This window comes from Sphingomonas sp. (genome assembly GCF_036387535.1).
In the GTDB taxonomy this organism is placed as follows: Bacteria; Pseudomonadota; Alphaproteobacteria; order Sphingomonadales; family Sphingomonadaceae; genus Sphingomonas_R.
Map to the genome: position 1 here is coordinate 1 of NZ_DASVTO010000058.1, position 10,822 is coordinate 10,822.

Here is a 10,822-nt window from a genome sequence, read left to right on the forward strand (position 1 = left end):
AGACCGCGGGAGAGAGACGGATGACCAGCATCGCCAACGATCCGAACGCACCCGATCGCCGACACCGGCTGAAATCGATCATCGGTGGGTCGACCGGCAATCTGGTCGAATGGTATGACTGGTATGTCTATTCCGCCTTCACCCTGTATTTTGCGCCGCATTTCTTTCCGAAGGGCGACCGCACCGCGCAATTGCTGAGCGCGGCCGCGATCTTTGCCGTCGGGTTCCTGATGCGGCCGATCGGCGCGTGGATCATGGGGATCTACGCCGATCGCCGGGGCCGCAAGGCGGGGCTGACATTGTCGGTGACGCTGATGTGCGCGGGGTCGCTGCTGATCGCGGTAACGCCGGGATATGAGACGATCGGCGTGCTGGCGCCGACCATCCTGGTGATCGCGCGGCTGATGCAGGGCCTGTCGGTGGGCGGCGAATATGGCGCGAGCGCCACCTATCTGTCCGAAATGGCCGGGCGCGACCGGCGCGGTTTCTTCTCCAGCTTTCAATATGTGACGCTGATTTCGGGCCAGCTGCTGGCGATCTGCGTCCTGCTGATCCTGCAGTCGACAATGGCGGAGGCCGATCTGGACGCCTGGGGATGGCGCATCCCGTTCGCGATCGGCGGGGTGCTGGCGATCGTGGTCTTCTATATCCGGCGTGGGCTGGCCGAAACCGAAAGCTATGCCAAGGCCAAGGCGGAAGGCGCGCCGAAATCCGGTTTCGTGGAACTGTTCACCCGCCATCCGCGCGAGGCGGCGGTCGTGATGCTGCTGACCGCGGGCGGGACGCTCGCCTTCTATGCCTATTCGATCTACATGCAGAAGTTCCTGGTGAACACGTCGGGGTTCAGCCGGGAAACCGCGTCGCAGATCAATGCCGCGACCTTGTTCCTCTTCATGCTGATCCAGCCGGTCGCCGGCGGGCTGTCCGATCGGATCGGGCGCAAGCCGCTGATGGTCGGGTTCGGGGTGGCGGGGGTGCTGCTGACCTATCCGATCTTCACCGCGCTGGAGACGACCCGCGATCCGATCATCGCCGGGCTGCTGGTGATGGGCGCGCTGGTGATCGTCACCGGCTATACCTCGATCAATGCGGTGGTGAAGGCGGAACTGTTCCCCGCGCATATCCGCGCACTGGGCGTCGCGCTGCCCTATGCGCTGGCAAACACGATCTTCGGCGGGACCGCGGAATATGTTGCGCTGACGTTCAAGGATCTGGGCTGGGAGCGCGGCTTCTACTGGTATGTGACCGGCATGATCGCGATCTCGCTCATCGTCTATCTGCGCATGCGCGACACCGCCAAGCATAGCCGCATCCTGGAGGATTGAGGGCAATCGCGATTGCCGCCCGAGCGGCCACGGTCCCCGTCACGGATGGTCCACCGCGGCATCCGTGACGATGGGCCTGATCGACGCGCCTGCGTCAGTCACGGCGCAACGTCGCGACGACAGCGGCGAGTTCGGCCTGGCGGAAGGGTTTGGCGAGGCGGGGGAGATCCGGGTCGAGGCTGTCGACGTCGGCATAGCCGGAGACGATCAGCACCGGCAGGTCCGGCCAGGACGTCCGCAGCGTGCGGGCAAGCGTGACGCCCGTCATGCCGGGCATCAGATGATCCGTGACGACCAGATCGATCGCGGCACCGTCCATGATCCGGCGGAGCCCGTCTTCCGCGGAGGCGGCCTCCAGCACCGTATAGCCGAGATCGACCAGCATGTCGGCGGTGCTGAGCCGGACCAGTTCCTCGTCATCGATGACCAGCGCCGTGCCCGCCGCGGAGCGACCAGCGAGCCCGGCAGGCCGCGCCACCGCGGGCAGCGACGCCTCGGCCGAAACCGGCAGCCAGAGTTCGATGCGCGTGCCCAGGCCGCGCCGGCTGGTGATCGCGAGGGCCCCGCCCAGTTGGGCGGCGAGGCCATGAACCATCGACAGACCAAGCCCGGTGCCCTTGCCGATGCCCTTGGTCGAGAAAAACGGTTCGATGGCGCGCGCCATCGTCGCTTCATCCATGCCGACGCCGGTGTCGGACACCGCCAGCCGGACATAGTGGCCTGGTGGCAGGTTCGCGCGGTGGCCGGTGGACACCGTTTCCGCACCCGCGGCGATGGTGAGCGTGCCGCCGCCCGGCATGGCATCGCGCGCGTTGACCGCGAGATTGAGGACCGCCATTTCCACCTGGTTGGCATCTGCGGTCGCCGCCGGCAAGCCTGGAGCGACATCGACCTGGACGCGAACCTGCGGCCCCGATGTGCTGGCGATCAGGTCCGCCATGCCGTCGATCAGCGCACCGACATCGACGGCGCTGGGGCTGAGCGGTTGGCGTCGCGCGAAGGCGAGCAGCCGCTGGACCAGCATCTGCGCGCGTTCGGCCGACTGCATCGCGCCGCCGATCATGCGTTGCTGCCGTTCCGTGCCGATTCCCTGACGTTGCAGCATGTCCAGGCTGCCGATGATCGGGGTGAGCAGATTGTTGAAATCATGCGCGACGCCGCCGGTCAACTGGCCCATCGCCTCCAGCTTCTGCGACTGGCGCAGCGCTTCCTGCGCCAGTTCGAGATCCGCCTGGCGCGCCTTTTCGCGGGTGATGTCGCGTGCGATGCAATAGAAGCGATTCTCCTCCGGCACGATCGTCCAGGCCAGCCAGCGGTGGCTGCCGTCGCAGTGCGCGAGCCGGTTTTCGAGCGCGATGACGGGCTGATCCGGGTCCATCATCGTGAGCGCGGTGCGGGCGGCGGCGCGATCGTCCTGGTGGATGATGTCGAATGCGGAAAGGGCGTGCAGCTGTTCCGGCGCCCATCCGAGCAGCGCTGTCCAGGCGGGATTGACCGCCTCCAGCTTGCCCGACCGGTCAAGCACGGCGAGCAGATCGGGCGTCACCGCCCAGGTGCGGCCGCGTTCGCGGGTACGAGCGATGACCTGGCGTTCCAGATCGGCATTGAGCGCGCGCAACCGCGCCTCGCTTTCCCGCAACGCCAGTTCCGCCGCGTTCCGCGCGGTGACATCCAGAAAGGTGCAGACCGCGCCTTCGACCCGGCCGTTCCGCAGGATCGGGTGCGCCCAATATTCGACCGGAAGCGGCGTGCCGTCGGCGCGAAAGAAGACCTCGTCCGTGACATGGGCAGGCCGCCCGGTGCGGGCGCAGACATAGATGGGACATTGATCGGCGGCATAGGGTCGGCCGTCGGCATGATGGTGATGGATGATCGCGTGGAGATCACGCCCGAGAATGTCGGTATCGCTGTCGAACCCCAGCATCGCCAGGAAGGCCGGGTTGCAGAGCGTGGTCCGGCCGTCGAGATCGATCGCGTAAAATCCCTCCGCCGTGGAATCGAGCAGCAGCCGGACATAGGCTTCGCTGTCGCGCAGCGCCTGTTCGGCCTCGCGCCGTTCGTCGATGTCGATCACGGATCCGACATAGCCCAGCCATTGGCCGTTCCCGTCGAAGCGCGGCGCGGCGGCGTCGATCGCCCAGCGATAGCTGCCGTCCGCGCGGCGCAGGCGATAATCGACGCGGTACGGCGCATGCGCGGCGTTGGCGGTGTGAAAGGTCTGTTCGACCGTCGCCCGGTCATCCGGATGGACGGCACCCAGCCAGCCGAACCCCAATGCCTGCGCTTCGGTTTGCCCGGTATAGTCATACCAGCGCTGATTGAGGTAGGTGCAGGCACCATCGGGTTCGGTGACCCACATCATGACCGGCGCATGATCGGCCATGTTGCGGAAGCGGCGATCGGATTCCTGCTGGGCCTGCGCCGTGCGGCGCAACGCAAGCAGGCGCATCACCTGTCGCGCGAGGCGTTCGAGCGCGCGGAGCTGAACGGGTTCCAGCTGGCGGGGTCGATGATCGAGCACGCAGATCGTGCCGAGAATGAATCCGTCGTCGGTGCGCAGCGGGATACCGGCGTAGAAGGCGAGGTTCATCTCGCGAACCAGATGATTGTCGGCAAAGCGCGGGTCGCGCCGCGCGTCCGGCACGATCAGGATGTCGTCGGCGGCGATGGCGTGGATGCAGAAGGAATCGCCGGCCATCGTTTCGCGCACGTCGACACCGACGGTCGCCTTGAACCACTGCCGTTCATTGTCGACGAAGGTGATCAGCGCGATCGGCGCATCGCAAATGTCCGCAGCCAGTGCCGCGAGATCGTCGAAATCGGTTTCGGGCGGCGTATCAAGGATGCCAAAGGCGCCCAGCGCCGCCAATCGCGGAGCCGTGGCCCATGGCCCCGCCGGAATATCAACCATGCCCCCTGCCTCTTCGCGAAGTCCTGCGCCTTGCGATGCCGTCATTCGATTATTGACGCAAGTTAAGCGATCGTCGGGAGCGGCAATGGCTTGGAAACCGAAGTGCGGGGCCGTAGGTTCCGCCCGAGTTCGATCCGACCGGGTCGCTGAAGGAGAAGAGCATGCCCGCCGTTCGCCTGGAAACCAAGCGCGTCGAAAAACCATGGGGCCGGATGGACCTGTGGCCGGGCTTCGACGATGTCGCACCGGGTGGTTCGCCGGTAGGCGAGATCTGGTTCCAGCAGCCGGGCGGTGGCGATCCCGATCTGCTCGTCAAATATCTGTTCACCAGCGAGAAACTGTCGATCCAGGTGCATCCCGACGATGCCCAGGCGCAGGCCCGTGGCTATCCGCGCGGCAAGGAGGAGGCATGGGTGATCCTGGCAGCGGAGCCGGCCGCGACGATCGCGATCGGCACGAAGGAGCCGATGAGCGCCGACGAACTGCGGGCCGCGTCGCTCGACGGATCGATCGAGGACAAGGTGGTCTGGCATCCGGTGAAGAAGGACGAATTCTATTATTCGGGTGCGGGGACGGTGCATGCGATCGGGCCCGGGCTGACGCTGGTCGAGGTGCAGCAGAATGTCGACCTGACGTACCGGCTCTATGATTATGGCAGCGATCGCGAGCTGCATCTGGACGACGGCGTCGCGGTGTCCGATCCGGTGCCCTATGTGCCGCCCTACACGCCGGAGACGATCGCGCCCGGCCGGACGATCCTGTCCGACAGCCCGAAATTCGTGCTGGAACGCTGGTCCTGCACCGGCACGGGCACGCTGTACAGCGATGGCCGGCCGATCTGGCTGGTGCCGCTGGCGGGGGCGGGCACGATCGACGACGCGGACTTCACCGCAGGTGGCGTGTGGCTGGCCGACGGCGAAACCGCGCTGACGCTGGGCGCGGGCACCGACCTGCTGGTCGCCTATACCGGGCCGGGCCGGAACGACGCGATCTGGAGCTGACGCCGGTTGCGACCGGACAGGGGGGGACGAAATGGCATCGGGACTGGTAGCCCTGCTGGACGATATCGCCGGCATCACGAAGCTGGCGGCGGCATCGCTGGACGATATCGGCGCGGCGGCCGGGAGGGCCGGCACGAAGGCGGTCGGCGTGGTGGTGGACGATGCCGCGGTGACGCCGCGTTACGTGGTCGGGTTCACGCCCGACCGCGAACTGCCGATCATCGCACGGATCGCGAAGGGATCGATCAAGAACAAGCTGCTGCTGATCCTGCCGGTGCTGCTGGTGTTGAGCGCGGTTGCGCCGTGGGCGCTCAACCCGCTGCTGATGGTCGGCGGGGCCTATCTGTGTTTCGAGGGCGCGGAGAAGCTGCTGGAGGCGTTTGGCGGCGGGCATGACGAGGCCGCCGATGCCGAGGCGACGGTCGACAGCAAGGCGCTGGAGGAACAGAAGGTCAGCGGCGCGATCCGCACCGACCTGATCCTGTCGGCCGAGATCATGGTGATCGCGCTGAACGAGGTGGCGGATCAGTCGTTGCTCAACCAGGCGCTGGCGCTCGCCGGGGTCGGCGTCCTGATCACGGTCGGCGTCTACGGCGTCGTCGCGTTGATCGTGAAGATGGACGATATCGGGCTGTACCTGGCGCGCAAGCCGGCGGCCGGCGTGGCGGCGGTCGGACGCGGGCTGGTGAAGGGCATGCCGGTGCTGATGAAGGCGCTGGCGATCATCGGCACGGCTGCGATGCTGTGGGTGGGCGGCGGCATCATCCTGCACGGGCTGGAGACGTTCGGGCTGAGCGCGCCCGCGCATCTGGTGCATGGCTGGGCGGAAGCCGCGGGCCATGCGGTGCCCGCGATCGGCGGTGCGTTGTCGTGGATCGTGTCGGCCGCGTGCGCGGGCGTGCTGGGTATCGTGATCGGGGGTGTCGTCGTCGCGGTGCTGCACCGGTTCCAGCATTGATCGCGAAGGTTCAATCGCGTCGGAGCGTCCGGCGGAGCTTGCCGACCGCGCGATAGGCCAGCGATTTCGCATGATTCTGCGCGGGGAAGCGCGCGGGCATGGCGGGATCGACCCCGGCCTTGCGCAGCAGCGCGTTCATGCCGTGGGCGCTCGCCTCGCGGTAGCTCCAGGCCGATCGCCAGGTGATGGAGAAGGAGATCGAGGTCGCCGGCCCGTTCCGCACGAAATGGGGCGCCTTTACCGGCACATGGATCGCCTGGCCCGGGGCGAGATCGACCGGTTTGCCCTTGGCCAGAAACGCGTCCTGCCATGGCAGGTTGCGGTGCCCGCCCATGTGGAAGACCTCATGCTGGATCGGGCCGGCGATGGTGGGATCGTCGGCGGGGAAGACGGTCATCGTCTTGGTGCCGCGCATTTGCAGCAGGATATTATGTTCGGGATCGAAGTGGAACGGCGTCATAGCATCGGGTGAGGAGATGAAGATGAACCCTTCCATCTTCAGCATCGCACCCGTCGCGGGACCGACCACGGGGTGGAGTTCCGCCAGCGTCTCATGCAGCAGCGTGCGGTAGACGGGATCGGTTTCGACGAACTTCAGCACCATCCAGGAGCCGTTGTCCTCGATCGACCGGATCGTTTCGGCGATGTCGAGACCATTTGCGACATCGTCGCGCGGATCGACGCCGATCGGCAGGTTGCCGCGATTATATTCGACCTGATCGGGGGCGAGCCGGCTGGCCAGCGCGACCAGCGCGTCCAGCTGGAACGCGGGATGATCGGCCAGACCATGCGCGATCCGGCCGGGTCGCTCGGGATAGAGCGCGGCGAAATCATCGCGTGCGGCAGGCGGAAAGACGGGATTAGTCGGCATCGTCGGTCTCCGGACGGGTGGGCAGGCGGCGAGCGCGGATCGCGGCGGCAGTGCGTTCGGCCAGCCGGCAGAGCGCGAAGGTCAACCGCCGGCGCGGTCCGTCAAGCGGCACCGACAGCCGCACCAGCGCGCGGCGTTCGGCCCACAGGCTGTTGATCATGCTGTGATTTGCGACGGCACAGCTATCCATCCACAGGATATCGGCGCGGTTCAGGACATCCAGATTCGCGATCTGGATCAGCACGCCGGGCGAAAAGCGGGCATAGCGTTCGTCGAACGCGATCTTGAACGAGAAAGCGCCGGGCGGGGTCAGGAAGTTGACCAGCATCGCGATCGGCACGCCGTCCAGATCCATGCGCAGAATGTCCAGCCGTCCCGCGGCATGCGCGCCGGTCAGCGCGGCACGGAAGAAAGCGGCGGTATCGGCCTGGCGACCGAGCGCAGAGCCGGCCGTCCCCTTCCAGCCCGACGCCTCCAGGCGCAGGAAGGCGTCGATCCAGGCGGCGAGATCGTCGTCCGGTACGAGATGGCGGGTGGTGACGGTGCCGCATTCGGACAGTCGCTGGTCGAGCCGCTTCAACTCCTTGCGCTTCTTCTTGCGGATCGTGCGCTCATAGTAAGCGGCGGGTGAGAGCCGGCTTTCCAGCAGCGCGCGTTCATGGCGGTGGACCGTATCGCACGGCCGGCCGCGGGCGGCGGCGGCGGCGATCAACCCGCGGTGTACCGGTCCCTGGTCCGGTATGGCGCACAGGTGGAGCAACCCCTTCGCCCAGCGCGCGGCATCGAGCGTGTCGAGGATCGCCGACCAGAAAGCCGCCTCTTCCCCGGCGCAGACCGGCGGCGTGCCGAGAAAGCTGTGATAATGGCTGTGCCCCTGGACATGCGCGATCGGCAGCCGGCCGTAACGCGGCGCGATCACCACCGGCAGCAGCCCGATCAGCCGACCCGCCCGGCGCACGACCAGCAGCCGCACCGCATCGGCGCCGTGCAGATGTGCGGATGCGGCAGCAAACCAGGGTTCGGCAAAGGCGTTGGCTTCGGCGGCGTGCGGCACCAGTGTCGCCCAGTCCGCCAGCAATGCGGGATCGCACACGGCATCGACCGCGGCCAGGCACAGCACCGTTGCCGCCGGGGCGTCGGGTGCGGCCGTGATGCGGTCGATCAACATTCTGCGCCGTGCCCCCCGAATCGCATTGATCCTAAGAGCGAAGCGTTACCAGCGCCTTTGCGGGGCGCGCTTGATTTTGCGGGCGGGTCTTCATCCTTCCTGCACCCGTAACCGGCAGAAGCAGGCTATGGACGAGATCGTGCAGGGTCAGGGAATCACCGGAGCCGAGGAGCAGGCGGGCGCCCCCACGGGCTTCGCGCGGCGGGTGATGACCGCCGTGCTGTGGCGATCGGGCAGCCAGTTCGCGGCGCAGATGGTGATGTGGTCGGCGACCTTTTTCGTCATCCGCCTGCTGCAACCCGCGGATTATGGACTGTTCGCAATGACGCAGAGCATCCTGGTGCTGCTCAACCTGCTGTGCGGATACGGTTTTGCGAGCGCGCTGATCCAGGCGGAGGAACTGGACCAGCGGAAGGTGCGGCAGGTGTTCGGGCTGCTGCTGCTGCTGAACGGCACCATCGCGGCGGCGCAGGTGCTGGCCGCACCGTTGGCCGCAGCCTATTTCCGGCAGCCGATGGTGACGCAGATGTTGCGTGTGCAGGCGCTGATCTATCTGGCGACTCCGTTTACCGCGCTGCCCTCCGCGCTGCTGGCGCGGCGGATGGATTTCCGGCGGGAGGCGCAGGTGAACTTCGCCAGCGCGATCGCCGGCGCGGTGACGGCGCTGCTCTGTGCGCTGGGCGGGGCGGGCGTCTGGACACTGGTCGCGGCGCCGATCGCGCTGTTCTGGACGCGCGCGATCGGGATGACGATCGCGGCGCGCGCACTGGTTTGGCCGAGTTTCCGGTTTCGGGACATGGGCGGAACCTGGGCGTTCGGCGGGGCGATGATCCTCAGCCAGTTCCTGTGGTTCGTGCAGACGCAGGCCGATGTCGCGATCGGCGGGCGCTCGCTCGATCCGCATGACCTCGGGCTGTATACAACATCACTGTTCCTGGCGCAGATCATCACGTCGAAGTTCATTCCGCCGCTGAACGACGTCGCCTTTTCCGCCTATGCGCGCATCCAGAACGACCGGGCGGCGGTGGCCTATGGTTTCCTGAAGGCGGCCCGGATCGTGATGTTGATCGCGGCGCCATTCTGCCTGGGTCTGGCGGCGACGGCGGAACCGATGATTCTCACCGTGCTGGGCGCCAAATGGGCGGGCGCGGTGCCGCTGGTGCGGATCGTGGCGCTGGCGATGCCGGCGCTGGCGATGCAGATCCTGTTCTCCCCCGCGGCGACGGCGCTGGGCCAGCCGGGCGTGCAGGTGAAGGTGAGTGCGTGCGGGGCGGTCATCATGCCGTGCGCCTTTCTGATCGGGATCCTGACGCAGGGCGGCGGGGTCGGCCTGGCCACGGCCTGGGCGTGGGGGGCGCCGTTGCTGATGCTGGCGACCGCCGCGTTGGCGATGCCGGTGATCGGCATCCGTCCCGCCGGCCTGATGCGCGCGGTTGCCCCCGGTCTGGGGGCTGCGATGGCGATGGCGATGGTCGTGGCGGCGGTGGATCGGTCGTTCGACCTGGGCGCGGCGTTTCCGCGACTGGCGACGCTGGTCGTGATCGGAGCGGCGGTTTATGCGGGGCTGGTGCTTCTCTTCGCGCGCGGCACCGTGCTGGACGCGATGCGGCTGCTCAGGCGGTAAGGGGGCGTCGGCACGGAGCGTCGATCGTGGGGGCCGGCGCGCGTTCCGATCGCGCTGGCCGCGCCACAGGCGAAACTGTTGCGGCCTTACGCCTTTGTGCGGCGGGCGGCGGCCAGGATTTCGCTGGCGGTGGCGGGCAGGACGCCGTGTTGCGCAAAACGGTCGAACACCGCATTCCACCAGCGCCAGAAAGCCGCCAGATCGGCCTGGTCACGGACATAGGGGGTGTGGCCGGGCACGACCGACGGCGTGTGGAAGGACAGGCTGAACAGCATGATGCCGGCATCGACCAGCCGGTCGATCAGCGCGAGCGCCTCGACCTGCGGCATGCCTTCCGGGGTGAGCGCGACGCGGTTGAGCAGGCCGAGCCGTGCGAGCGGACCCCGCAACAGGTTCTGGCGGTGCAGCCCGCGCCAGCGCCGCAAGGTGCCGGTGAAGCCGGCGGTCAGCGGCACTTCCAGCAGGGTACGGGCGATCCACCACGGCCGGATCGGGTGGCGGGAGAAATCGGGGCCGGTCTGATCGCTATAATCGAACAGCGCACGCACCGAAACGTCGAGCCGGTAGCCCGCCTCCACCAGCAGGTCCGCGGTGTTGGGGCCGATGCCGTAGCGACCGGCGCGGTAGATGACCGGGCGCACGCCGGTGGCCAGTTCGATCTGCGTGGTCAATGCGTGCAGCTTGGCGCGTTCCAGCGCGCGCGGGAGGTTGCCGACGAAGCTGTTTCCGGGGGAGACCAGTTCTTCATGCGGCGGGTTGACCCAGGGATGAAGCTGCGTCCCGATTTCGCAGGCGCCGGTTTCGACCATGGCGCGCATCGCATCGGCGCTGGCGGGGGTGTCGACCACGGGATAGTCGACCAGATAGGTCGGCACGATCCCGCGATCGACGAAGCGGCGATTGGCGTCCGGAAGGGCGAGGATCGCGGTGGTGGCGCAGGCGTCGCGGCGCACGGGCTGCGACC

8 protein-coding genes are annotated in these 10,822 nt (G+C 67.3%); 4 read left to right on the forward strand and 4 right to left on the reverse strand.

What is annotated here, in order from left to right; all coding sequences use genetic code 11:
- The first annotated feature begins 20 nt into the window (after positions 1 to 20).
- Positions 21 to 1,325, forward strand: coding sequence for an MFS transporter (locus VF649_RS04830; protein WP_331010825.1), 1,305 nt, complete (start codon positions 21 to 23; stop codon positions 1,323 to 1,325).
- A 94-nt stretch (positions 1,326 to 1,419) separates the two neighbouring features.
- On the opposite strand, the gene VF649_RS04835 is transcribed toward VF649_RS04830, so the two are convergent.
- Complete coding sequence (locus VF649_RS04835; RefSeq protein WP_331010826.1) at positions 1,420 to 4,236, reverse strand: PAS domain S-box protein; 2,817 nt, start codon at positions 4,234 to 4,236, stop codon at positions 1,420 to 1,422.
- A 161-nt stretch (positions 4,237 to 4,397) separates the two neighbouring features.
- On the opposite strand from VF649_RS04835, the gene VF649_RS04840 reads away from it, so the two are divergent.
- Together VF649_RS04840 and VF649_RS04845 are read left to right on the forward strand one after the other, a co-directional pair.
- Entirely contained in the window at positions 4,398 to 5,237 is an 840-nt protein-coding gene (locus VF649_RS04840; RefSeq protein WP_331010827.1) for a class I mannose-6-phosphate isomerase, read from the forward strand.
- Between the two features lie 31 nt (positions 5,238 to 5,268).
- The gene (locus VF649_RS04845; RefSeq protein ID WP_331010828.1) at positions 5,269 to 6,195 is read left to right on the forward strand and encodes a DUF808 domain-containing protein; all 927 of its coding nucleotides are present in this window, start codon (positions 5,269 to 5,271) and stop codon (positions 6,193 to 6,195) included.
- A gap of 10 nt (positions 6,196 to 6,205) precedes the next feature.
- On the opposite strand, the gene VF649_RS04850 is transcribed toward VF649_RS04845, so the two are convergent.
- Both VF649_RS04850 and VF649_RS04855 read right to left on the reverse strand, forming a co-directional pair.
- On the reverse strand, positions 6,206 to 7,066 hold the full coding sequence (locus tag VF649_RS04850) for a transcriptional regulator (protein WP_331010829.1): 861 nt from the start codon (positions 7,064 to 7,066) through the stop codon (positions 6,206 to 6,208).
- Complete coding sequence (locus tag VF649_RS04855; protein WP_331010830.1) at positions 7,056 to 8,231, reverse strand: GNAT family N-acetyltransferase; 1,176 nt, start codon at positions 8,229 to 8,231, stop codon at positions 7,056 to 7,058. The genes VF649_RS04850 and VF649_RS04855 overlap by 11 nt, the downstream gene beginning before the upstream one ends.
- 130 nt (positions 8,232 to 8,361) lie before the next feature.
- On the opposite strand from VF649_RS04855, the gene VF649_RS04860 reads away from it, so the two are divergent.
- Positions 8,362 to 9,858, forward strand: coding sequence for a lipopolysaccharide biosynthesis protein (locus VF649_RS04860; RefSeq protein ID WP_331010831.1), 1,497 nt, complete (start codon positions 8,362 to 8,364; stop codon positions 9,856 to 9,858).
- A gap of 86 nt (positions 9,859 to 9,944) precedes the next feature.
- Here the strand turns inward: VF649_RS04860 and VF649_RS04865 are convergent.
- The coding region (locus tag VF649_RS04865; RefSeq protein WP_331010832.1) for a WalW protein at positions 9,945 to 10,822 on the reverse strand (878 nt) is incomplete at its 5' end.